18 protein-coding genes and 1 tRNA gene are annotated in these 22,399 nt (G+C 65.0%); 9 read left to right on the top strand and 10 right to left on the bottom strand.

Going from position 1 to position 22,399, the window contains the following annotated elements; translation table 11 throughout:
* Window positions 1-32: 32 nt before the first annotated feature.
* Complete coding sequence (locus tag LK459_RS06525) at window positions 33-935, bottom strand: LysR family transcriptional regulator (RefSeq protein WP_007236736.1); 903 nt, start codon at window positions 933-935, stop codon at window positions 33-35.
* A gap of 127 nt (window positions 936-1,062) precedes the next feature.
* Between LK459_RS06525 and LK459_RS06520 the strand changes: the two genes are divergently transcribed.
* Window positions 1,063-1,272 (top strand): hypothetical protein, encoded by a 210-nt coding sequence (locus tag LK459_RS06520; RefSeq protein ID WP_007236737.1) that lies wholly within the window; start codon window positions 1,063-1,065, stop codon window positions 1,270-1,272.
* 32 nt (window positions 1,273-1,304) lie between these two features.
* Here the strand turns inward: LK459_RS06520 and LK459_RS06515 are convergent, their stop codons facing one another.
* The 4 genes from LK459_RS06515 to LK459_RS06500 are packed head-to-tail and all read right to left on the bottom strand — an operon-like array spanning window position 1,305 to window position 6,490.
* Window positions 1,305-3,002: a dipeptide ABC transporter ATP-binding protein gene (locus LK459_RS06515; RefSeq protein ID WP_227922325.1), complete on the bottom strand. Its 1,698-nt coding sequence runs from the start codon at window positions 3,000-3,002 to the stop codon at window positions 1,305-1,307.
* 1 nt (window position 3,003) lies between these two features.
* Window positions 3,004-3,924 (bottom strand): ABC transporter permease, encoded by a 921-nt coding sequence (locus tag LK459_RS06510; RefSeq protein ID WP_007236739.1) that lies wholly within the window; start codon window positions 3,922-3,924, stop codon window positions 3,004-3,006.
* 14 nt (window positions 3,925-3,938) lie between these two features.
* Window positions 3,939-4,898, bottom strand: coding sequence for an ABC transporter permease (locus tag LK459_RS06505; RefSeq protein ID WP_007236740.1), 960 nt, complete (start codon window positions 4,896-4,898; stop codon window positions 3,939-3,941).
* The gene (locus LK459_RS06500) at window positions 4,898-6,490 is read right to left on the bottom strand and encodes an ABC transporter substrate-binding protein (protein ID WP_007236741.1); all 1,593 of its coding nucleotides are present in this window, start codon (window positions 6,488-6,490) and stop codon (window positions 4,898-4,900) included. Before LK459_RS06500 ends, LK459_RS06505 begins: the two co-directional genes overlap by 1 nt.
* 267 nt (window positions 6,491-6,757) lie before the next feature.
* On the opposite strand from LK459_RS06500, the gene LK459_RS06495 reads away from it, so the two are divergent.
* The 3 genes from LK459_RS06495 (at window position 6,758) to LK459_RS06485 (ending at window position 10,752) form a co-directional block, all read left to right on the top strand.
* Window positions 6,758-9,100, top strand: a complete 2,343-nt coding sequence (locus LK459_RS06495; protein WP_007236742.1) for a sulfatase-like hydrolase/transferase — start codon at window positions 6,758-6,760, stop codon at window positions 9,098-9,100.
* A 96-nt stretch (window positions 9,101-9,196) separates the two neighbouring features.
* Window positions 9,197-10,180, top strand: a complete 984-nt coding sequence (locus LK459_RS06490; protein ID WP_007236743.1) for a TauD/TfdA dioxygenase family protein — start codon at window positions 9,197-9,199, stop codon at window positions 10,178-10,180.
* A gap of 146 nt (window positions 10,181-10,326) precedes the next feature.
* The gene (locus LK459_RS06485) at window positions 10,327-10,752 is read left to right on the top strand and encodes a hypothetical protein (protein ID WP_007236744.1); all 426 of its coding nucleotides are present in this window, start codon (window positions 10,327-10,329) and stop codon (window positions 10,750-10,752) included.
* A 31-nt stretch (window positions 10,753-10,783) separates the two neighbouring features.
* Here the strand turns inward: LK459_RS06485 and LK459_RS06480 are convergent.
* Window positions 10,784-10,856 (bottom strand) — tRNA-Thr (locus tag LK459_RS06480).
* Window positions 10,857-10,943: 87 nt separating this feature from the next.
* Complete coding sequence (locus LK459_RS06475; RefSeq protein WP_007236745.1) at window positions 10,944-11,768, bottom strand: esterase/lipase family protein; 825 nt, start codon at window positions 11,766-11,768, stop codon at window positions 10,944-10,946.
* 131 nt (window positions 11,769-11,899) lie between these two features.
* On the opposite strand from LK459_RS06475, the gene LK459_RS06470 reads away from it, so the two are divergent.
* From LK459_RS06470 to LK459_RS06460, 3 genes are all read left to right on the top strand, one after another.
* Window positions 11,900-12,601, top strand: a complete 702-nt coding sequence (locus tag LK459_RS06470; RefSeq protein WP_007236746.1) for a VOC family protein — start codon at window positions 11,900-11,902, stop codon at window positions 12,599-12,601.
* Between the two features lie 149 nt (window positions 12,602-12,750).
* Window positions 12,751-13,455 carry a GntR family transcriptional regulator gene (locus LK459_RS06465; RefSeq protein ID WP_007236747.1) on the top strand — a complete coding sequence of 235 codons (705 nt, stop codon included), beginning with the start codon at window positions 12,751-12,753 and terminating at the stop codon, window positions 13,453-13,455.
* Window positions 13,452-14,717 (top strand): MFS transporter, encoded by a 1,266-nt coding sequence (locus tag LK459_RS06460; protein WP_007236748.1) that lies wholly within the window; start codon window positions 13,452-13,454, stop codon window positions 14,715-14,717. Before LK459_RS06465 ends, LK459_RS06460 begins: the two co-directional genes overlap by 4 nt.
* A gap of 34 nt (window positions 14,718-14,751) precedes the next feature.
* On the opposite strand, the gene LK459_RS06455 is transcribed toward LK459_RS06460, so the two are convergent.
* On the bottom strand, window positions 14,752-15,222 hold the full coding sequence (locus LK459_RS06455) for a MarR family winged helix-turn-helix transcriptional regulator (RefSeq protein WP_007236749.1): 471 nt from the start codon (window positions 15,220-15,222) through the stop codon (window positions 14,752-14,754).
* Window positions 15,215-16,618, bottom strand: coding sequence for an MFS transporter (locus LK459_RS06450; RefSeq protein WP_007236750.1), 1,404 nt, complete (start codon window positions 16,616-16,618; stop codon window positions 15,215-15,217). Before LK459_RS06450 ends, LK459_RS06455 begins: the two co-directional genes overlap by 8 nt.
* 228 nt (window positions 16,619-16,846) lie before the next feature.
* On the opposite strand from LK459_RS06450, the gene LK459_RS06445 reads away from it, so the two are divergent.
* The gene (locus tag LK459_RS06445; protein WP_007236751.1) at window positions 16,847-18,910 is read left to right on the top strand and encodes a DUF6541 family protein; all 2,064 of its coding nucleotides are present in this window, start codon (window positions 16,847-16,849) and stop codon (window positions 18,908-18,910) included.
* A gap of 710 nt (window positions 18,911-19,620) precedes the next feature.
* A complete protein-coding gene (locus LK459_RS06440; protein ID WP_005180727.1) occupies window positions 19,621-21,012 on the top strand; it encodes an IS256 family transposase in 1,392 nt (463 codons plus the stop codon).
* A gap of 177 nt (window positions 21,013-21,189) precedes the next feature.
* Here LK459_RS06440 and galE read toward each other — a convergent pair whose 3' ends face one another.
* On the bottom strand, window positions 21,190-22,209 hold the full coding sequence (galE, locus tag LK459_RS06435; RefSeq protein WP_039993073.1) for a UDP-glucose 4-epimerase GalE: 1,020 nt from the start codon (window positions 22,207-22,209) through the stop codon (window positions 21,190-21,192).
* Window positions 22,210-22,399: the final 190 nt, after the last annotated feature.

Here is a 22,399-nt window from a genome sequence, read left to right as displayed (position 1 = left end):
AATGTGTGGCCATCTGCTGTGCGATCGCACAGTCATGTGGTGGACGCGAGTGCCACCTCGAGAAGTTCACGCGCAGGCCCGCGCACCGTGATGTGCGAGGACCAGACGGCTCGGAGCGGCCGGATCATCGACACGCCGTCGACCTCGATGCGCTTGAGTCGTCCGGCCGCGATGTCGTCGGAGATCGACAGGCGTGACAGCACCGTCGCACCGTTCGACGTCAACACAGACGAACGGATCGCGGTGACCGACCGCAGCTCGATGAGGGGATCGACGGGCCGCAGGCCGAGCTCGGCGAGTGCATTCTCGAAGGTGACGCGCGTACCCGAACCCGGCTCGCGCTGGATGAGTGGTGTCGATGCCACTTCGCGGGCAGACACCGTGCCCGTCTGCGCCCACGGGTGGCCGGGAGCCGCCACGACATACAGTTCGTCCGTGGCGACGAGCGCGGCGTCGAGGTCTGCTGTCTCACCGGGACTCTCGATGAACCCGAGGTCGGCGTCGCCGGAACGGACGGTCTCGATGACCTCTGCGGAGTTCATGGGGCGGACCGAGATCCGTGTCCCGATACGTGTGGTGAGGGTGGTCAGCCAGCCGGGAACGAGATACTCCGCGACGGTCATCGACGCGGCGACGACCAGCGTCGCGTGCCTGTTGCCGACCAGGGTGTCGACGCCTGCGACGAACTCCCCGGCGCGATCGACCAGCGCACTGGCCCATTCGAGTAGAAGCCGTCCGTTCTCCGTCGGTTCGACGCCGGCGGGCGAGCGCACGAAGATCTCGACGCCGAGTCCGTGCTCGACGCCCCGCACGCGCGAGCTGACGGCCTGTTGGCTGAGTCCGAGATCGCGGGCCGCGGCGCCCATACTGCCGAGCCTGCCCACGGCGACGACCACCTCCAGCGCGGCGATGTCCGGGAGGCGACGGGCTGGCATGTCGACGACGCTAGGCGCTACGACGTCGGGTCACAAGCGGCGTCTGTGGCCGGGCCGGACCCTTGTAAGGTGGTCAACAGCGCGTGGCCGTGGACGAGCCGCGCACAACGTCGGGACGAGGAGCGAGATGTCGGACTTCATCAAGAAGATCAAAGACGACGCGAAGGCCGTCGGTGCTGCGATCGACAACGAGCTGACCGTGCTCGAGGGCGTCCCCGGCTACGATCCGCTGGCCGACGAGGACGACGACAAGCAGCAGCCCGCTGCCGAGGAGTCCGGGGCAGGCGACAAGCCCGAGTCCGCTGCCGAGGAGTCCGAGGCAGGCGACAAGTCATAGGCTGCAGCGCCTGTCGCACGTGCCCCGATCGCTCACACCTGCGCGACTGCCCTGCGGCGCCGCGGATCGGGATAGGGGACCGCGTCGAGCAGAGCGCGCGTGTAGTCCTCTTTCGGTCTCGTGAGTACGTCACGGGCGAGCCCGCTTTCGACGACCCTCCCGTTACGCAACACGTAGACCCGGTCGGAGACCTGTTCGACGACGGCGAGGTCGTGGCTGATGAAGAGCGCGGCAAAGCCGAGCTCGCGCTGGAGTTCGGCGAACAAGTCGAGAACGCGGGCCTGCACCGACACGTCGAGTGCGCTCGTCGGCTCGTCGGCGATGAGGAGCTTGGGCCGCACCGACAGCGCACGTGCGAGCGCGACGCGTTGACGCTGTCCGCCGGACAGTTCGTGTGGAAGCCGGTCGGCGAAGGATTGCGGCAGGTGCACGGCGTCGAGCAGCTCGGTTACTCGCTCTGATTGCTCTGCGCGCGTGCCGATGTGCTGGATGTCGAGTGGTTCCCGTATCGACTCCGCGACGGTGAAGCGAGGGTCGAGGGAGGCGGTCGGGTCTTGCGGCACGAACGCGATGCTGTGTCGCAGCGCGCGCAACCGTGCGCGGTCGACGGCGTCGAGGTCGTGTCCGTCGATGAGGATTCGGCCACCGGTCAGATGAGTGAGACCGCCGATCGACCGCCCGAGAGTTGTTTTACCCGAACCTGATTCACCCACGACGCCGACCACCTCGCCTGCGCCGACTTGGAGTGAGACGTCGTCGAGTGCGACAACGGGCTTCCGTCCGAAACCGCCACGATGGACCGCGGTGACGTGCTCGACCGCGACCACTGGAACAGCTTCCTCGTCGTCGTCGGCGGTGGCGGCACCGGTCGTCGCGCCCGCCTCGCCGTGTGCGCTGTCGCCGGACGGCAGCTTCGGAACGGCGGCGAGCAACTGCCGCGTGTACGGCTGTGTGGGGCGGGCGAAGATGTCGAAAACCGTACCGCGTTCGACGACCTCACCGAGCTGCACGACGACGACACGGTCGGCGATGTCTGCGACGGCGCCGAGATTGTGTGTGATGAGCAGGATTCCGGCGTCGATCCTGCCCCGCAGGCGCAGCAGCAGGTCGAGGATCTCGCGCTGCACAGAGACGTCGAGCGCTGTCGTCGGCTCGTCGGCGAGCAGCAGGGCCGGATCGTTCGCCAACGCGAGCGCGATCACCACACGCTGCTTCTGGCCGCCGGAGAGTTGATGAGGATAGTAGTCGACGCGCTGCTGCGCGTCGGGGATCTCGACGAGAGACAACAAGTCGACGGCGCGGCGTCGAGCATCGCTTCGTGAGATCGACTGATGCGTCCGTAAAGCCTGCCGCAGTTGCCATCCCACGGTCTGCGCAGGATTGAGCGCGGTCTGTGGCTCCTGGAAGATCATCGCGACACCGGTGCCACGGATCGCATTGAGTTCGCGTTCGGAGGCGTTCAACACCTCGACGCCGTCGACCTTGACCGAGCCGGTCGCGACTGCGTGCTCGGGGAGCAAGCCTATCGCCGCACGTGCGGTCATCGTCTTGCCCGAGCCGGATTCGCCTACCAGAGCGACGATCTCGCGACGGTTCACCCGCAGGCTGATGTCGGAGACCGCTGGTCGGGGGTAGTCGAAGGTGACCCGGAGGGAGTCGACTTCCAGAGCCGGGACCGGCGTCGACGCCGTGGTGTCGTCGGTGCTGTGGTCATGTGCAGCGTTGGTCATCTCACTGCCTCCTGCTACGCGAAATGGACTGGGAAATGAGGTAGAAACCGAGGACTAGTGCCGAGATCACGATCAGTGGCGCCACGGAGAACCAGGGGTTGGTCTCCAGATAGCTGTTGCCGGAGGACAGGATGCTGCCCAGTGACGGCGTCGGTGGTGTGACGCCGATGCCCAGGAAGCTTAGTGCGCCTTCGACGAACACCGCAAGCGACAGTGACAGCGCGAACTGGACGCCGAGCGACTCCACCGAGTTGGGCAGAACGTGCCGACGCAGCACGTAGATGTTTCGCGCACCGCTGACCCGCGCCGCCTCGACGTAGGGCAGTTCCCTGACCCGGAGCACCGACGTGCGGGCGAGACGGCCGAAGATGGGGATCTCGGCGAGCACGATGACGATCCCGATCGTGCTCGCCCCGGGCGACAGTACGGCGGTCAGTGCGATGCCGAGGACGAGGGCGGGGAACGCGAGGATGACGTCGAATGTGCGCTGGGCGATCACATCTGAGACCGGGTGAGACACCGTGAGCACGCCGATCAGGGTGCCGAGGACAGCGCCGATGGGTACCGAGATGAAGATGATCAACAGATCCACCCGGATGCCGTACAGCACCCGTGTCGCGACGTCGCGGTTGAGATCGTCGGTGCCGAACCAGTGGTCGGCACTTGGCGGCAGCAGGTATGCGCCGTCGATCTGCTGGTCCGGTCCGTACGAGGTGAGTACCGGCGCGACCAGTGCGAGGGCCACGATGCCCAGCACCAGGATGCTTCCGACGAGTCCGACTCCGGTGAAGAGGCTCCGCGAGAGCGGGGGTCTGACCCGACGCCGCTCACGATCGGTGGGCGACTCGGGGATGAGGCCGGGCTCGATGTCGGCGGCGGTGGGCGACGCTGCGCCGGTCGAGGTGGTCAGCGAGGTTGTCATCAATGTCCTGCCAATCAATTCGATGAGTTCAGGCGGATTCGGGGATCGAGCCAGGCGTGGAGAACGTCGGCGACTAATTGGAGTACGACGAACACCGCGACCGACAGCAGGACAAGGACCTGGACGAGGGGGTAGTCGCGGGCGAAAATGCCTTGTTCGGTCAGCAGTCCCAGGCCGGGCCAGCCGAAGATGGCTTCGACGAGGATTGCACCGCCGAGCAGTCCGCCGGTGACCAGCCCGAGCGCGGTGAGACTTGGCGGCAGAGCATTGCGCAGTGCGCTGTGGATCACGATGTCGCGCTTGGGTACTCCCAGTGCCCGTGCGGTGGTCGCATACGGCTGACGCAACTCGGTCCGCAGCGCCTCGGTGAGGAATCGAGCGAGAGTCGCGCCCGCGGGTAGGGCCAGGGCGACGGCAGGCAGCAACAGATACTGGGCGGTGATCCCCGGATCGGTGAACAGGCCCTCCGGTGGTGTCCCGCCGGCGGGAAGCAGTCGCCAGTGGACCCCGAACAGCAGGATCAGCACCGTGCTCACGACGAACGTCGGCACGGCGATCGCGACCGCATTGACGCCGGTGACAGCAGCATTGACGAACCGGTTGTCGACGATCGTCGCTGCCAGACTCAGTGCAAGTGCCAGGAGGACGGCGAGCACCAACGCGGTGACGGTGAGCAACACGGTGTGCACGAGTCCGAAGGACACGAGCGATCCGATGTCGCCGCCGACCTGATAGCTCTTGCCGAGATCGAGGGTCGCGATGCCCGCGATCCACGTGGCGTACTGGGCGAAGAAGCCACGATCGAGTCCGAGGTCGTGTCGGATCGCCGCCAGCTGCTCGGGTGTGGCGTCCGGACCGGCCAGCGCCGATTCGGGTCCGCCCGGGATCAGCCGGACAATGGCGAAGATCAATACCGACGCCACGAACAGCACCAGGATCGCCGTGGGTATGCGGCGCAACAGATATCCGGTCATCAGGAGTTCCGTCCTTGTGTGTTGAGGTAGGTCTCGCCGAGATGCAATTGAGCACGCCTGTCCCAGTCGATGTTGCCGACTGCGGGTGACGCCGCGGATTGCTGGAACACCACGCCGATCTCGACGAGGAACAGATCGTTCAACCAGATGTCGTCGAGTTGCCGATAGGCGGCGAGGGCTGCGGGCGACGTCGGGTCGGGAGCGTTCCAGGCAGCGTTGGCCGCCTTGGCGTAGTCGGGGTTGACGTAGTTCGACGAGTTCTTCGCTGCGTTGAACGGGTAGGCGGAGACTGCGAGGGTCGACGGTGTGAACTGAGCAAACCCATGCTGCAGCAACCAGATTCCATCGAACTTGCCACCGATCAGCTTCGACGACTGCACCGTGTTGTCGTTGGGACGCAATTGAACAGGAATGCCGACGTCTTTGAGGTTGGACTGCACGATCTGCGCCACCACGCGATCGACGCCCTGGGTGGAGTAGTCGAGAGTGATAGGCGCAACCGGTCCGTGCTCGGCGACGAGTCGTCGTGCCTTGGTCACATCGCGTGTGTAGGTCGTGTTCTTCGACGCGTCGTAGGCCGGGGACCACTTGGGCCAGGGCAGGTTCACGACGTAGCCGCTCTTGCGGAAGACGTCGTTGATGATGCGTTCGCGGTCGATCGAGAATGCGATCGCCTTGCGAAGGCGAACGTCGGACAGCGCGGGGTTCGACACGTTGATGCCCACGTACTCCTGACTTTCGGCGCCGGTGTACGTGATGGCGCTGAAGCCGTATCGACGCGTCGCCAGCTCCTGGTCGTGGTTGTTGAGGCCGTATGCCAGATCGATCTGGCCGGTGCGCAGTCGTGTGTAGAGGGCCTGTTGGTCGGTGATGATGTCCAGGTCGACGCCATCGAGGTTGGCGCGCGGACCCCAGTAGGAGTCGTTGCGAACCAGGTGAACGTCGGAGTTGGGTTGCCACGAGGCGAATCTGAAGGGACCGGTTCCGTTGAACACCTTGCCTGCGCGCAATCCGTCGAGTGTGTTGCCGTCGATGATCGGTGCCGAGTCGAGCAGGTCGAAGATGTTGCTCAGCGGGTGGTCGAAGGTCAAGACCACGCGATGCGGGTTGCTGGTGTCGTAGCCGGTGATGGCCGCGGCGGTCCGTTTGAACTGCGGAGTCCACGGTCCAGCGGTGTAGGCCTTCAGCGAGCTCTCGACGTCGGCGGAGGTGAAGGCGCGACCGTCGTGGTAGCGCACGTCGTCGCGCAGATCGAGCGTCAGCGAGCGACCGTCCGGAGCGAGCTGCCAGCGTGTCGCCAGCGACGGCCGGACGGTCAGATCATCGCGCGAGTACCGGATGAGGGTGTCGAAGACGTTCGACACCACATGACCGTTCATGCTGCCCGTACCGATCTGCAGGAAGGTCTTCGGGCTCAGATCGTTGAGGACGCCTACCCGAAGGGTCCCGCCCTGCGGGGGCTTGTGTCCCGGTGGCAGCGCGGTCGCCGTCGAGTTGTCCTGTTGGGCCACGGCAGAGGTGCAGGCTGTCGCCGTACCCATCGTCAACAGTGCGACGACAGCGAGAAGCGCGGCTCGTGTGCGTATGGGCATGGTGTTCGGAGTCTCTTCCGTCCGAGGGACTGTGGGGGTCGCTCGTGCCGCAGCGGGGGCCGAGGCGTCGACCGGACGACGTGTGGCCTGGTCGGCGTACGGCGTCGGATAGCAGCAACTGTGCGGGGTTGCGGGCGACGAATTCAAGCCGAACGCGACTTTCCCGGCAGCGTCGGAGAAAGGGTTGACAGACCCGACCGTCGTGCCAATGGTGTGTGGGGCACAACCGCGGACAGCGATGACCGTGCGACATCCAAGGAGTAGGTGATGACCGGAAGCAGCGGCGAAATACCCGACTATGCACGGGGATACGAGGGATTCGGGGGTCGAGTTGGTCGCACCTCGTCGCAATCGACACCCTGGTGGAAGCCCGAACCGAGTGCACCGGCAGGAGCGCCGAACATCGTCGTCGTACTCATCGACGACATGGGCTATTCCGATATCTCGCCGTTCGGTGCGGAGATCGACACACCCAACATCGCGGCGCTCGCCGACCGTGGATTCCGGTTGTCGAACTACCACACGACGCCGGTCTGTTCGCCGGCCCGCGCCGCGCTGCTGACCGGACTCAACCCGCACCGCGCGGGCTACGGCAGTGTGGCGAACTCCGATCCGGGTTATCCCGGCTTGCGTCTCGAACTCGCCGACGACGTGCTCTCGCTGCCGGAGATCCTGCGCGCCAACGGCTACGCGACCTACGCCGTCGGTAAGTGGCATCTCGCGCGTGACGCGAACATGAGTCCGGGTCGCACCCGCGACTCGTGGCCGCTGCAGCGCGGGTTCGACTCGTACTACGGCTCGCTCGAAGGGCTGAACTCGTTCTTCTACCCCAACCAGCTCATCGCCGACAATTCAGTCGTGGACGTCGACGAGTACCCCGATGACTACTACGTCACCGACGATCTCACCGAACATGCTGTCGCGCAGATCAAGTCGCTGCGCGCGCACGATGCGGAGAAGCCCTTCTTCCTCTACTTCGCGCATATCGCCATGCACGGCCCGCACCAGGTCAAGAACTCCGATCTGGAGAAGTATCGCGGACGATATGCCGAGGGATGGGATGTGTTGCGTCAGCGACGATTCGACCGCCAGGTCGCAGAAGGACTGTTCGACCCGGATACGCCGATCGCCGAGCGCAACACCGAGCCCGGTTACGACGCGCCGCCCTGGGATGAACTCGATGTGTCGGAGCAGCAGCGGTTCGCGAAGTACCAGGAGGTCTATGCGGCCATGGTCGATTCGGTCGACCAGAGTGTCGGGCGAATCGTCGACACGCTGACCGAACTCGGAGAGCTCGACAACACGATCATCGTCTTCACCTCTGACAACGGAGGTACCGCCGAGGGCGGACCGGTCGGAACCCGTTCGTACTTCAGCCAATTCGTGCACGGACCGGTGCCGTCGGACTGGGAGCGCGACGTTCCGCACGATGAGGAACTCATCGGCAGCGCGGCTCTCGGGGTGCACTATCCGCGCGGCTGGGGCCAGGCGTCGAACACGCCATTCCGTTTCTACAAGGGGCAGACATTCGCTGGTGGTGTGCGGGTGCCGTTCGTGCTGTCGTGGCCGCAGGGCCTGCCGCGGGACGCTGCCGACAACGGTGTCCGCCGCCAGTATGCGTACGTGACGGATCTGGTGCCGACGCTGCTCGAGTTGGCAGGGGTCGAGGCGCCGAACGAGCGGCACGGCAAGCCGGCACAGTCGCGCGACGGCCTCAGTGCTGCAGCGTTTCTGCGCGATCCCGCGGCGAGCTCGGACCACACCGAGCAGTACGCGGAGTTCGGTGGCCACCGCGGGTACTACCGGGACGGGTGGAAACTGCTGTCCCTTCACCGGGCACCGGATCGCGTCGACGATCCCGAGTGGGAACTCTACGACGTGACCACCGACCCGGCGGAGACGCGCGACGTGGCTGCCGAGAATCCCGAACTCGTCGCCGAACTGGCGCGCGCGTGGGACGAGGCCGCCTGGCGCAACACCGTTTTCCCGCTCTACGATTCGCCCGCCGATCAGGTACGTCGACGACCAGACGAAGACCGTTACAGCGACCCCGTGCGCATCCTCGCGGGTACACCGACACTCGAGCGGTATCGCTCGAGCAAACTGATCGCCTACCGAGACTTCGACATCGAGGTCGAACTGCGCGACTGGACTGTCGGCGACGAAGGCGTGCTGGTCGCGCACGGTGATCCGCAGGGCGGGTACGTGTTGTACGTCGAGGATGGGACGGCGCATTTCGTGTTCAACAGTTATGGCCGCATCGCACGCGCGTCCGGCGAGTTGCCCGCGGGCGTCGACACGATAGTGCTCCGTGCCGTTGCCACACCTCAGGTGCGCTGGGATTTCGTACTAGAGACGTCGGCCGGTGGTCAGGTCGAGGTGATCGCCAAGTTGGACAACCAGTTCCAACTCGTGGGAATGGCCCCATGGACGGGCATCTCGGTTGGTCTCGATGCGCGCGGGCCAGTCGACGTCGAGCTGCGGGCGCGGCGGGGAGTGTTCCGCTTCGGTCCTGCGCTGCGGGCGGTGAACTATCGGCCGGGTGCGGTGCGTGTGCCCGCGGGCATTCGTCGTGAGATCGACGAAAGCGCGGAGTACCACGCCGATTGATCGGCGCAAGGTTGTGATCGTCGTGAGCGTGAAGCTTCTCGCACGCGCCGATCGATGAGGAAATCGAAAGACGACATCAGCTCAAGGAGTGCAATAGTGACACTGACACAGATCGACGAACGTAACGACAGCGAGACTGCGGCACAACAGATCTACGACGCCGGATCGATCACCGTGACCAAGCTCGGCGAGAACATCGGTGCGAAGATCGACGGCGTTCGGCTCGGCGGCGACCTCGCCGACGAGCAGATCGAGGCCATCCGCACTGCTCTCGCGGTCAACAAGGTGGTCGCGTTCACCGGACAGGACCACCTCGACGACGAGACGCAGTACGCATTCGCCTCACTGCTCGGTGAGCCCACTGCGCCGCACCCCACCGTGACATCGCGTGGCGACCAACTGTTGACCATCGAAGGTGCGGCAAATAGTTGGCATTCGGACGTGACGTTCGTCGATCGCATCCCCAAGGCGTCGTTGCTGCGGCCGATCGTGCTCCCGACGTACGGCGGAGCCACCACCTGGGCGTCGACCGTCGCCGCCTACCAGCAGTTGCCCAAGCCGCTGCGTTCGCTGGTCGACGATCTGTGGGCGACACACTCCAACCTGTACGACTATGTGGGACAGAAGGAACCGTCGGGCGGCGTCGACGTCGCGCAGAAGGCCGAGCACTACGCGGAGTTCACCAGCTCCGAGTACGAGACCCTGCATCCCGTGGTCCGTGTGCACCCGGAGACCGGTGAGCGCAGCCTGCTGCTCGGACACTTCGCCAAGGAGTTCCGCGGCCTGAAAGCGTCGGAGTTCGCGAATCTGTACCAGCTGCTGCAGGCTCGGATCACCAAGCTGGAGAACACCTTCCGCTGGAACTGGAGTTACGGCGACCTGGTGATCTGGGACAATCGTGCCACCCAGCACTACGGTATCGCCGATTTCGGCAACCAGAAGCGTCAGCTGCATCGGATCACGCTTGCGGGCGACATCCCCGTCGACATCAACGGTCACCAGAGTCAGGTACTCAAAGGCGATGCGTCGCACTACTCCTCGGTGGAGGATTCGAAGCGACTGCGCGCCTTCGCTGCTTGATCCGCCTGCCGGACACCGTCCGGAGAGCGCGAGATGCGGTCGGACCATGGACTGGGTCCGGCCGCATCGTGCGTCCACGGATCGCGTCGCCGGGTCTGTGGATGACGTGGGTGGCGTGACGGACTTGTCGCACTAAACTCCTCCGCATGTCGATGAGCGCGAAGTTCGGAGTCTGTTGTGGTGCCCTCGCGGTGCTGGCCCTTGCGGGCTGCTCGTCGTCGGGCCAGCCTGTGGCCGAGGGGGATTCCGGCGGCGCGTCGAATTCTGTTCCAGCGGCACCCGAGAGTACGGCGGCCGTGCAGCCTACCGGCCCCGCGGTCGGGACCGCGACGATGAAGGTCCTGGGGGGCTCGGCCCCTGTCACCATCCGTTACCGGATCAACGGCGGACCGGAAACCACCGAGACCTCGGTGACCCTGCCGTGGAGCAAGGACTACCCCGTCTACAACGAGGTGTCGTCGAGCGTCAGTGTCACCGGCGGCGAGGTCACCTGCACGATCATGATGGGCAGCAACCTCGTGTCCTACAAGACCGAGACGAATCCGACCTGCGAGTTCGCGTACTACGGGTGAGATGGCGGGGGAACAAACCCCCGCCCTGCGGAGCCGCCTAGGAGAATCGAACTCCTGACCTATTCATTACGAGTGAATCGCTCTACCGACTGAGCTAAGGCGGCGTGCTGCGCGAGGCAGCGCTCACGAGTGTAGCGAGCGAGCTCGGAGGAACCAAAACCGGGCGTCGTCGATGTCTCGGAGTCTGTACCTCAGAACGGGAAGTCCCGGCCACACGGAACTGCGACGGGTGAGCTCGGATCGAGCGCGTTCTGCACCAGCGCGGCCACCGTCGGCGAGTAGATCATGCCGAGGTGTCCGACCTCCGACGCGGGGCACACATCCTGTACGACGGTGTTGGTCACGTTGGATGCGGGCTCCATCAGCGCGTTGTGCAGGGGGAACACGACTTCGTCGTGGGTCGTGGCCAGGTTGACGTAGCGGATGTTCGGGTGGTTGGGCCCGTTGTCGCCTTCGCCCGGAGGTGGTGGTGTTCCACCGAACGAGTAGCCGCGGTTGGCTCCTGACACGTTGACCATGGTGCCGATCTGCTCGGCTCTTCCGGGCAACTGGGTGACCGATTGTGCGACTGCCGCACCCTGGGAATGGCCGACCAGGTCGACGGTTGTCGCGCCGGTCGTCTTCCTCACCTGGTCGATGAAGTCGGCCAACTGTTGGGTCGACGTCACCCTCGGGCCGAGTCCGCCGACCGATCCGCTGCCGGGCACCTGACCAAAGGTGAACGTGTAAACACAGAAACCGGCGTTGGCCAGGGTCGGCGCGAGAAACGACCACGCCGACGCCTGATTCGACGCGGTGCCGTGCACCAGGATGACCGGATCACGGGCGTAGCGATCCTCACAGCCGGGCCGATTCGCCCCGGCGGGGGCGGCATCGGCGGGGCCGGTCAGCCCATCACGTTGCGCGGCCACCACATCTGTGGTGACCGGATAGGCGGCGACAGCCGCACCGGCGCCGAACGTCATCCCCAAGAGAGTTGCCGAGAGCACCAGCGCCGCGCGTACGCGTCTGCGCATGCGTCGATCTTCCCAGAACCGGGCACCACGCGAAAGATGACGAGACAATTGCATGAACACCTGACAACCGGTTCGTCTCGATCGGGCACAAAGCATGAGCCAGGAGCGGTGATCGGCCGTACCGTCGGCGTATGGCACCCTCTCCGCGAAAGCCCGTCACCGCAGCAGACGCCACCGCCCGACTCTCCGATCCCTGGCGGGTCATCGGCAACAGCGTCCGAGCCGGGTACGACACCGGATCGATGGCGCGCGGCGTGCGTTTTCTGCATCGGATAGCACAGGAAGCCGAGATTGCCGACCATCATCCCGACATCGATCTCCGTTACGGCACAATCCATCTCACCATCGCGACGCACAGTAGCCATCGCATCACCGAAGCCGACGTCGCGCTGGCGAACCTCATCGCACAGATCGCGCGTGAACTCGAACTCGAACCGCTCTCCCTGCCTGAAGCGCGCTTCGACGTCGCCATCGATGCCCTCGACATCGACAGCATCCGACCCTTCTGGATCGCCGTGCTCGGCTACACGGAGCTCGACGGCGAGGCGCGCGAGTTCGAAGCCGCGGATCTCGTCGACCCGGCGGGCCGCCTGCCGGCGGTCTGGTTCCAGCAGATGGACACCGAGCGGCCACAGCGCAACCGCATTCACATCGATCTATGGGTTCCGCACGACGAGGTCGACGCACGCCTGAAGGCCGCGCAGGACGCGGGCGGCACCCTGGTCAGCGACGAGTTCGCCCCTTCGTGGTGGGTGCTCGCCGACGCGGAGGGCAACGAGGTGTGCTTGTGCACCTGGCAGGAGCGTGCGGAGAAGGAATTCGTCGGCGCCTGACCACCGGAGACCGGAGGCGAAGGTTTGGGCTGAAACGACTGAAAACGGGCGAGGCCTTATTGCCGCGCGGTCGGCTCCCGCTCGGCGACGCCGCCGATCTCGTCACAAAGATTCGACTCGCTAAGCAAACCGGTGTACAACTTGTATCTATGTTGGATCTGAGTGCTGCGTCCGCGGCCGATCGGGTATACGGCGAGGTCAAGGAACTGATCCTGACCAACGCCATTGCCGGGGGCGAGCTCATCAGCGAGGGCGAGGTGGCCCAGCGCTGCGAGGTCAGCCGCACCCCGGTCCGTGAGGCGTTCCTGCGGCTGCAGGCCGAAGGCTGGATGAGGCTCTATCCCAAACGAGGCGCCCTGGTCCTCCCGGTCACCGACACCGAGGCCCGCGACGTCGTCGACGCGCGGATCCTCATCGAAACCCACGCGGTTCGCACAGTGGTGGCCAGCGGAAGGGTGACCGGAGAGTTGATCGCGAACCTCCGCCGGAATGTGGCCCTGCACGCGAAAGTGGACGCCGACGACATCGCGACCTTCGCCCGGCTCGACGCCGAGTTCCATCAGTTCATCGTCTCGGCAGGACACAACGGCGTGCTCGCCGACTTCTACCTCGGTCTCGCCGAACGCCAGCGGCGGATGACGACTGCCAGTGTGCATCGCGAGCCGACGGTCACCCCGCGGATCATCGCCGAGCACACCGCGCTCGCCGACTCGATCGAACGCTGCGACGCCGACGAGTTTGCGACGTTGCTCGTGGATCACGTCGCGGGCGTGCACCGGATCGACGACGTCCACGCCGTACACGTTCAGGCCGGCACAGCTTCGATGACTTCAGCTCTGGAAGGACAACAGTGACGACCACCGCAGCAAACGCACCATCCACAGCAGCCGGCTCGACGGTCCGTCGTACCGCGTGGATCGCCGTGGCACTCGCGGTGTTCGCGTCCGCCTGGGGTGGAAACGAATTCACCCCGCTGCTCGTGATGTACCGCGAGACCGGCAATTTCGGTGCCGTCGCGGTCGACGCGCTGCTGTTCCTCTACGTGGTGGGCATCGTGCCGTCGTTGCTGATCGGAGGTCCGCTCTCGGATCGGATCGGACGTCGCCCACTCATGCTTCCCGCGCCGGTCTTCGCGGCGGTGGGGTCGTTGCTCCTGGCTTTGGGTGCGAATTCCATAGTGCTGCTGTCCATCGGTCGGGTGTTCAGCGGTATCGCGCTCGGTCTGTCGATGGCGGTCGGCGGTAGCTGGATCACCGAGTTGTCCGTCCGTGGCGGTGACACTGCGGCATCCGGTGCGCGCCGCGCCGCGATGAGCTTGACGGCCGGGTTCGGGATCGGCGCAGGTGTGGCCGGTGTGCTTGCGCAGTGGGCTCCGTGGCCGCATGTTCTGGCCTATGTCGTGAACATCTCGCTGGCAGCCTTCGCGATGGTTCTGCTTCTGCTCCGTGCACCCGAAACGCGTTCGGCCAGTGCTACTCCCGGGCGTCTTGTCGACGATCTGAAGATACCGTCGGCGGGCCATCGTCGGTTCCTGTTCGTGGTGTTGCCGGTCGCGCCGTGGGTGTTCGGTGCGTGTGCGTCTGCGTACGCGATCATCCCCGCATTGATGTCTGCACGGACCGCGGGTGCGCCGATCGCGTTTGCGGCATTGTGCTGTGTGCTCGGGCTGGCCGCCGGCTTCGGTATCCAATCACTCGGCCGTCGGATCGACAATCCCGACGGGGTGCGCGGGGTCGTGACAGCTCTGACGGTGCTCGCCGTCGGCATGGCACTCGCCGCGGTCGCCGCGCACATGTTGACGATCTGGATGTCGCTGATAGCGGCCACCGTTCTCGGCTGCGGCTACGGCATGGCGATGATCTCGGGACTGCTCGAGGTCCAGCGCATCGCCGCGCAGACCAGCGCGAATACGGGCCGCAATGACCTCGCCGGTCTGACGGCGGTGTTCTACAGCGTCACCTACCTGGGGTTTGCTATTCCTGCGGTGCTCGCGGTGATCACGGAGTTCTGGCACGCCGTCACCTATACCCACATGTTCATCTTCGGAATCGTCGCGGCGCTGCTCTGTCTCGCCGTTGCGATGTACGGACATCGGAGGCACACCGCAGCTGTGTGAGGGCGCCGGTTCACCAGTCAGGTGCTTTGCAGCGTCACTCGTTCGGTGGGCGTCGGGAGAACATGTCGTGTAGCAGTTGCAGTTCCGACGTCGATGCCCGAGTGAGGACGTCCGGGGCCGGATCGTCCACCGACCAGACCTCTTGTAACACCGATCTTCCGGCGTCGGTGATACACACCTGCTTTCGTCGACGATCCGTTGACGACGCTTCGCGCACAACATATCCCGCGGCTTCGAGGTCGGACACCGCTACCGAGGCGGCAGGGGCGTCGATCGTCGCGGCCTGGGCGATCTCGGTGATCGTCAGCGGACCGTTGCGTAGTCGCTTCAACACGCGAATCCTGCTAAACGGCAGCCCGGTTGCGGCGACGACGGCGCGTCGCCAGGCGTCGCGGGAATCCGTGACGAACGACGTCAGTTCGCGCCAGACCTGAGTGACGAGCTCGTCGTGGCTCGTCGATTCGGCTGCTGTCAGGCGGTCGGCTGGGTCGTCTCGATCAGGCATCGGCCATCTCCGGTTCGATCAGTCGCTGTGACACCCTGCTCGCGGTACGCAGTGCCCAGGGCGTCGTGGACATGATGCCGAGCACCAGAATCGCTGCGCTGAAAGCGATCACGATCCACCACATCGCCGTCATGGCGGTCGAGAAGTCGACGGCGGTGTGCGCCGCGGCCAGCCCTGTGACGCTACCGGCAAGAGCCACGCCGAGACTGACACCGATCTGGCGACTCGTCGACGCCACGGCACTCGCGGCACCCGCTCGGTGTCGGGGCATGCCTGCGACGGCAGAGTTGGTGATGGGTGCGTTGATCATCCCGAAGCCCAGCCCGTAGATCAAGAACATGAAGGCGAGCAACGGAATCGGGGTGGCATCGTCGATGAAGAGCATCATCGACGAACTCACCAGGAGTGCGATCCCGGCGATCACCAGCGACGGTCGGGTGCCCCAGCGGCCAACGGCTCGTCCGGAGAGCGGTGAGCAGATCAGCACGGCCAAGGCCGGAGGCACGAGCATGGCGCCGGTGCCGACCGCGCTGAATCCTCGGTCCTCCTGCAGATAGAGCGACATCAGGAACAGGAAGCCGCCCCAGTTCGCGAACGCGCAGATCGCGATGACGGTTGCAGAGGCAAAGGGCACGCTACCGAAGAAGCGGAGGTCGATGAAGGGATCCTCGTGACGCCGCTCCCAGATCAGGAAACCGACGAAAGCGGCTGCGGCTACTACGAACACGGTGATGGTTCGGGTCGATCCCCAGCCGTGGCCCGGGCCTTCGATGAGACCGTAGACGGTGCCGCCCAGGGCGATCATCGCCAGAGCCTGGCCGACGGGATCGAGAGTGCGCATGATGGGCGAGCGCGATTCCGGGACGAGGATGGCGGTCAGCACGAACGCGAGGAGACAGATCGGCAGGTTGATCCAGAACACGGCACGCCATCCGACGGTGTCGATGAGCACGCCACCGACGATCGGGCCGGCCGCCATGGAGATGCCGACCACCGAACCCCACACTCCGATGGCACGGGCACGCTCGCGCGGATCGACGAAGATCTGCGTGATGATCGACATCGCGACGGGGTTGAGCATCGACCCGCCGATGGCCTGCAGTGCGCGGGCGGCGATGAGGACGCCGACAGTCGGTGCGAGGCTGCAGGCGAGCGACCCGATGGCGAAGGTGAAGAGTCCGATCTGGAACACCCGTCGTCGACCGTAGCGGTCGGCGGTGGCGCCCGACGCCATCAGCAGGCTGGCCAACACCAACGTGTAGATGTCGATGACCCACTGCAGCGACGACACGCTCGCGTTCAGATCACTCCGGATCGCGGGAAGTGCGACGTTGACGATCGTCGCGTCCATCGACACGATGAGCAGGCTCATGCAACAGGTGGCGAGGATCGCCATCTTCCTGCGCGGCGTCAGCTCGACAGAAGTGGTTGTGGACATACAAAGATTGTAGAACTACAAGTATCTGGCGTCCAGGGTTGTGCCCGGGTGAGTACGGTGACGGGCGGCTACGGGGACGAGGGTCACATCGTGTGGGCGCGGTAACCTGCACGAGGTCGACCGGTATGTGGGCGCGGGACGTTTCCGACGCATGCCGTCATCGGATGAGTGAAAGGACGGCTGTCAGTGCTGCTCGGGGCGTGGGTGAGTGTGGTGACCGTCCTCCTACTCCTTGTCCCCGGAGCGGTCGTCGGGCGTCGGATGACGTTGACGTGGCCGGTGGCCATCGCCGCGGGCGCGCCCATCACGTTCGCCATCGTGAGCGTGTTCACCGTGCTCTTCGGTGCGATCGGCTTCGAATGGAACGTCATCAGCGCACTTGTCGCGCTGCTCATCTCCTACGCACTCGCCTGGATCTATTCTGCGTTGCTCGGTACCCGGGCGGGACGTCGAATCGCACCTGCACCTGCTGCGACGTCGACGAATGAGACAGTCGACGCCCCGCTCGGTCGTGCTGCTGCGTTGCGGGGAGGCATCGGCATTGCACTGGGGGCGATCATCATCGCGATCACCTGCATCCGCCCCGTTGCGAAGACCGCATTCGCGGGTCTCGACAACATCCCGCAGGTGTGGGACTCACTCTGGCATGCGAGTTCGTTGCGCTGGATTCACGACACCGGCGTCGGATCGTCGCTGCGCATGGGCGAACTGATGAACTACGACACGCACGGATTCAACTACTACCCGAACACCTGGCACGCGCTCGGGGCCTTGGAGATCCCGTTGACCGGTGCGAATCCGGTGCAGCTCTACAACACCTATTCGCCCGCGACCTTGGCTGTCACCGTGACACTCGGCGTCGCCTCGCTGGCCTACTGGTTCGCGCGGCACCGCTTCGACACCTCCGCGTCGGCGCTGATCGCCGGGGTCGCCGGTGCGGTCGCGGCGCTGTTCCCGTCGCTGCCCTACGTTGAAGTCCAGTTGACGTCGGTGCCCAACGCCGTGGGTGTGTCGATGGCGCCGATCGCTGCGGTGTTGACGATCAGTGCGGTGCGGGATCGCCGGCGGGTGCTGCCCGCGGCGGTCGCGGTGTCCGGAGTGACGGCGACGCACCCGTCAGGGCTGATCCTCGTCGGGGTGATCGTCGGATTCTGGTGGTTGTTCGAGGCGTTGCGTCGACCTGTGCACAGCCGGGTCGGGGACTTCCTCACGCTGGTCGTGGCGGGTCTGGTGACGGTGGTGCTGGTCTTCCCGGTGGTGTTGGGAACGATCAAGGTCGCAGACACGAACGAATTGCCCTTCTTCGACTTCCGTGTCGACACGGTCGGCGTGCTGGAGGGGCTCTCGCAAGCCCTGTTCAACGGCACGGTGCCGTTGCAGACGCAGGACTACCCGGTGTGGGGGCTGGTGATCTTGACCGTGCTCGGTGCCGCCGCGTTGTTGTGGCTGCGGTGCTGGGGTGGCCTGGTGACCTGGGCGGTGTTCGTGTTGGTCACCGCCAATTCGGTTGTCTCGCTTGGGCCGTTGTCGGGGCCACTCGGTGTGATCGGTGGCTACTTCTACAACTCGCCGCACCGTCTGACGTTCGTGGTGTCACTGTTCTCGGCTGCTGCGGTCGGCGTCGCATTGGGTATCCTTGCGCTCGCTGTCGCCTGCCGGATCGCGAACGCCGGCTCTGCTGATTCCGTTGCGACGCAACGTCGTTGGGCAGTACCGGCGGTCTTCGCCGTACTGCTGGTTCTGGTCGCGGGCGCCGGCGTCTGGCGCTATCCGCCAAATGCGCAGATCGCGTCGAAGGAACGGGGCGAAAAGCTCGTCGGTCGAGACGACCTGGCTGCCTACCACTGGTTGGAGCGCCAACCTGATGCACACGGTGCGCTGATCCTGAACAACCTCGATCAGGGCACCGGCTGGCTGTATCCGGTCACCGGACTGACGCCGCTGTTCTCCTTCTACCGTGCCAACGACTTCTCGCCACGTCAGCGCGATCTGTTCTGGGGCACCGCGCAGATCGGCAGCGATCCTCACGTCGATCAGATCGTGCGGGACATGAACGTGCACTACGTGGTCGACAGTCCGCCGAGCTACTGGCCGTTCCAGAACGGCGTACCCGATCCGGAGCACGGCGTGCAGGGCGATCCGTTCCTCGCGTTGCGCGAACACGGCGCACCCGGGCTGACCGAGGTGTTCCGGCAGGGCACCGCCACCGTCTATCGAGTGAACGAGAGCGTGCTGCGGCCCGGCGGGTGAGTCGCGACGGGCCGGGTGCGGTGGTGCGCAGGCTGCGGCCTCCGGCGCGGTGGTCGGGGGGCTGGGGGTGCTGCAGAAAGTGGGGGAAGGAGTTCTTCCCCGGGTTTTGGTCGTTTCCGCGGGTTGTTTCTGGGGGAAGGGGATGGAGCTAGGGGAAGGGTCCGTGGGCGGCGCAGAAAGTAGGGGAAGAGGCCCGGGGGCGGATGTGTGCGGGGTACTTCAGAAGTGTCCTGCGCCGCGGTGGTCGGGGGCCGCAGAAAGTGGGGGAAAGAATTCTTCCCCGGGTTTTGGTCGTTTCCGCGGGTTGTTTCTGGGGGAAGGGGATGGAACAAGGGGAAGAGTCAGCGGGCGGCGCAGAAAGTGGGGGAAGGAACCGGTGGAGGTGCGGAAAAGCCGGGAGAGGCCGTCGCGGGGCGGGTGTGCGGTGCCGGGTGCACACGCTCGGCGCTCGACTGATCCGGCGCTGCGGAAAGTGGGGGAAAGAACTCTTCCCCTACTTTTGGTCTTTTCCGCGGGTTGTTTCTGAGGGAAGGGGATGAAACCAGGGGAAGGTCCCGTGACCAGCGCAGAAACCAGGGGAAGTGGCTGGAGTCGCTGCAGAAACTAGGGGCAGGTCCCGCGTGCCGAGCAGAAACCAGGGGAAGAGCCCGCGACCGGGGGGTGTCAGATGGTCTGTGTAAGTCCAGTGCTCATTAGTGAGAGGAAGATTTATGAGCATGGCGTTAGACGACAAGCAGCAGGACAACGACGACCACCCGCAGCTGCCTGAGCTCGCAGAGCCGCGTTCGACTGCGGAGGTGGCCGAAGCGTTGCAGGCCTCGGGCATGGTCGATGAGTTGTTGGCCCAGATCGATTCGGGTCAGGTGCAGGTCACCGGGGACGGTGGCTTGATTCCGGGCTTGATCAAACTCGCCCTCGAACGCGGTTTGAAGGCCGAGCTGACCGATCACCTCGGCTACGAGAAGGGCGACCCGGCAGGCCGGGAACTGCCCAACGCCCGCAACGGATCAACCCCGAAAACGGTGGCGTCTGAGGCGGGGCCGGTCGAGCTGAAGGTCCCTCGTGACCGTGACGGCACCTTCACCCCACGTCTGGTGCCGAAGGGATCGCGTCGGCTCGGCGGCCTCGATGACATCATCATCTCGCTGTACGCCGGAGGCATGACGTTACGCGACATCCAACATCATCTGGCCGCCACGGTGGGCACCGATCTGTCGCATGAGACGATCTCCAAGATCTGCGACGAGGTTTGCGACGCGGTCGATGAATGGCAGAGCCGGCCGCTGGAAGCGTTGTATCCCGTCCTCTATCTCGATGCCCTGGTGGTCAAGGTCAAAGACGGTGCTCACGTTCGAAATAAGCACGCCCACATAGCTATTGGTGTCGACATGGCTGGCGTCAAGCATGTGCTGGGCATCTGGATACAGGCTGAAGAGGGCGCGAAGTTCTGGGCCGGGGTGTGCGCGAATCTGGCCAACCGCGGCGTCAAGGACGTGCTGATCGTGTGCTGCGACGGGCTGACCGGATTCCCCGAGGCGATCGAGGCGACGTGGCCTTTGGCCACCGTACAAACCTGCGTCGTGCACCTGATCCGCAACGCGATGCGGTTCATCAACTACAAAGACCGCAAACAGGTCGCCCGGGCGATCAAACCGATTTACACCGCCCCCGACGCCGAGACCGCGCGCCGAGAATGGGAGATCTTCCGAGATTCGGCGTTGGGTGTCACATATCCGAGTGCGGCACAGGCTTTCGACCGCGCCTGGGACAGATTCATCCCATTCCTGGCCTTCCCACCCGAGTTGCGCAAGGTCATCTACACCACCAACTCGATCGAGTCGCTGAACTATCAACTCCGCAAGGTCATCAAGAACAGGGGACACTTCCCCAACGACGTCGCGGTCCGCAAACTGCTCTGGCTGGCTATCTGCGACATCGAGGACAAACGAGCCAGGCAACGCGAGAAGGAACGCGGCAAGCCAGCCAGTCAGCGTAAAGCGCCCGGACGACTCGTCGAAGGGCAAGTCGTGACCAGCTGGAAACAGGCCCTCGGACAACTCGCCCTGGCCTACCCCGACCGCATCGAACCCCACCTCAACTAGACACCGAAAGCGAACCCAAGAAATCAGGAGTTACGTTCTTACACAGACATCTTGACAAGCTCCGCGACCGCCGCAGAAACCAGCCGCAGAAACCAGGGGAAGAGCCCGCGACCGCCGCAGAAACACCGCAGGAACGAGGCAAAGACCCCGCGGCCGACGCGGGACCCTGCGCCCGGCTCATGCGTCGGGGTAGCCCTCCGGGTTGTTCGACTGCCAGCGCCAGGTGTCGACGCACATGTCGTCGATCGTCTTGCCCGCGGACCAGTTCAGCTCCTTGTTGGCCTTGGTCGGATCGGCGTACGACGCCGCGATGTCGCCTGCGCGACGCGGTGCGATCTCGTAGGGGATCGGGCGGCCGCTGGCGCGTTCAAAGGCCTGCACCACCTGGAGCACCGAAACCCCTTGCCCGGTACCGAGGTTCCACGTCGACATGGGGTCGCTGCCGGCGCTGATGCGCTCGAGGGCTGCGACGTGTCCCGCGGCGAGGTCGTCGACGTGGATGTAGTCGCGGACGCCGGTGCCGTCCGGGGTGTCGTAGTCGTCGCCGAAGATCGAGAGCTTCTCCCGACGCCCGACGGCGACCTGCGCGACGAACGGCATCAGGTTGTTGGGAATGCCGCTGGGGTCTTCGCCGATCTGTCCGCTCGGATGTGCGCCGACCGGATTGAAGTAGCGCAGCGCGGCGATCCGCCACGCGGGATCACTGGCGGCGACGTCGCGCAGCACCTGCTCGATCATCACCTTGGTCCAGCCGTAGGGATTGGTCGCCGACGTCGGGGAGTTCTCGGTCATCGGCAACACCGGTTCCGCCCCGTACACCGTCGCGGACGAGGAGAAGACCAGCCGATGCACATTGTGGCGTTGCATCGCGCGGAGGAGCGAGAACGTGCTGCCGAGATTGTTCTGGTAATACTCGAGCGGCTTGACCACCGATTCGCCGACAGCCTTGAACCCCGCGAAGTGGATCACGGCGTCGACGGCCTCGTCGTCGAAGAACTTCTCGGTCTTGTCGACGTCGGTGAGGTCGAATGAGTGCACGGGGATGTGGGTGCCGGTCAGTCCCTCGAGCCTGCCGACCACCGTCGGCTTGGCATTACTGAAATCGTCGACGACGACGACGTCGTGTCCGGCTTCAACGAGTCGGATCACCGTGTGTGAGCCGATGTAGCCGGCTCCTCCGCTGACGAGTACGCGCATGACGACCACGGTAAAGTGCGCGCCTGGGAGTCCACCAGCGGGGACCTGTGTGGCGTCCGCGAAGCGCGAGCGCTGCTATCGCGCATGACACAGCCGCTGTCGTGCACCGCACATGGCCAGTCGCATCGAGGCGCTCGTCAACGACGACACGAGCGCCTGATGGACCTACGTCGATGATGCCTTCGACGAC

The sequence above is a fragment of the Gordonia otitidis genome (assembly GCF_020735545.1).
Classification (GTDB): Bacteria; Actinomycetota; Actinomycetes; order Mycobacteriales; family Mycobacteriaceae; genus Gordonia; species Gordonia otitidis.
Note: the sequence above shows the minus strand (reverse complement) of the source record. Positions and strands in the feature narration are given on the sequence as shown.

Coding starts and splice junctions, on each gene's coding strand:
- LK459_RS06485 (WP_007236744.1), top strand. CDS start 10,327: ATGTCGATGAGCGCGAAGTTCGGAGTCTGTTGTGGTGCCCTCGCGGTG.
- LK459_RS06455 (WP_007236749.1), bottom strand. CDS start 15,222: ATGCCTGATCGAGACGACCCAGCCGACCGCCTGACAGCAGCCGAATCG.
- LK459_RS06515 (WP_227922325.1), bottom strand. CDS start 3,002: ATGACCAACGCTGCACATGACCACAGCACCGACGACACCACGGCGTCG.
- LK459_RS06520 (WP_007236737.1), top strand. CDS start 1,063: ATGTCGGACTTCATCAAGAAGATCAAAGACGACGCGAAGGCCGTCGGT.
- galE (WP_039993073.1), bottom strand. CDS start 22,209: ATGCGCGTACTCGTCAGCGGAGGAGCCGGCTACATCGGCTCACACACG.
- LK459_RS06475 (WP_007236745.1), bottom strand. CDS start 11,768: ATGCGCAGACGCGTACGCGCGGCGCTGGTGCTCTCGGCAACTCTCTTG.
- LK459_RS06440 (WP_005180727.1), top strand. CDS start 19,621: ATGAGCATGGCGTTAGACGACAAGCAGCAGGACAACGACGACCACCCG.
- LK459_RS06500 (WP_007236741.1), bottom strand. CDS start 6,490: ATGCCCATACGCACACGAGCCGCGCTTCTCGCTGTCGTCGCACTGTTG.
- LK459_RS06450 (WP_007236750.1), bottom strand. CDS start 16,618: ATGGCGATCCTCGCCACCTGTTGCATGAGCCTGCTCATCGTGTCGATG.
- LK459_RS06495 (WP_007236742.1), top strand. CDS start 6,758: ATGACCGGAAGCAGCGGCGAAATACCCGACTATGCACGGGGATACGAG.
- LK459_RS06465 (WP_007236747.1), top strand. CDS start 12,751: ATGTTGGATCTGAGTGCTGCGTCCGCGGCCGATCGGGTATACGGCGAG.
- LK459_RS06510 (WP_007236739.1), bottom strand. CDS start 3,924: ATGACAACCTCGCTGACCACCTCGACCGGCGCAGCGTCGCCCACCGCC.
- LK459_RS06505 (WP_007236740.1), bottom strand. CDS start 4,898: ATGACCGGATATCTGTTGCGCCGCATACCCACGGCGATCCTGGTGCTG.
- LK459_RS06525 (WP_007236736.1), bottom strand. CDS start 935: ATGCCAGCCCGTCGCCTCCCGGACATCGCCGCGCTGGAGGTGGTCGTC.
- LK459_RS06470 (WP_007236746.1), top strand. CDS start 11,900: ATGGCACCCTCTCCGCGAAAGCCCGTCACCGCAGCAGACGCCACCGCC.